Raw genomic sequence first — 421 nt, 5'->3', positions numbered from 1 at the left:
TAGGGTTCAAACCCAATCAGCATCTTGAGTGATGACAGGTTTCCTGATTCACTGGGGTGTGGATCATGAGAGGTGAGGCATGGCGCTGTTCTGGTTGTCGGATGAAGCGTGGGCGGCAATCGAGCCGCATCTGCCCAAGAACCAGCCCGGTGCCCGGCGGGTAGACGACCGGCGGGTTATCTCCGGGATCGTGCATGTGCTGAAGATCGGCTGCCGCTGGTGCGACTGCCCGGCTGATTACGGGCCTTCGACGACGATCTACAACCGGTTCAATCGCTGGTCGCGCCGTGGCTTCTGGCTCAGGCTGCTCGACGCGCTGGTGGATGCTGGCGTGGTCACGAAGAGTACCGCGATCGACAGCACCTACATCAAGGCGCAACGCGCGGCGTTCGGCGGAAAAGGGGGCGCCAGACCCAGGCGA

1 protein-coding gene is annotated in these 421 nt (G+C 62.2%); it reads left to right on the top strand.

Going from position 1 to position 421, the window contains the following annotated elements; translation table 11 throughout:
• Positions 1-79 precede the first annotated feature (79 nt).
• A partial coding sequence (locus SM191_RS19610) for an IS5 family transposase (RefSeq protein WP_341507666.1) occupies positions 80-421 on the top strand: 342 nt, incomplete at its 3' end.

It is taken from the genome of Sphingomonas sp. 2378, from assembly GCF_038084995.1.
Taxonomy (GTDB): Bacteria; Pseudomonadota; Alphaproteobacteria; order Sphingomonadales; family Sphingomonadaceae; genus Sphingomonas.
The sequence above is the reverse complement of the archived record's forward strand: the minus strand, read 5'-3'. Positions and strand labels throughout refer to the sequence as shown.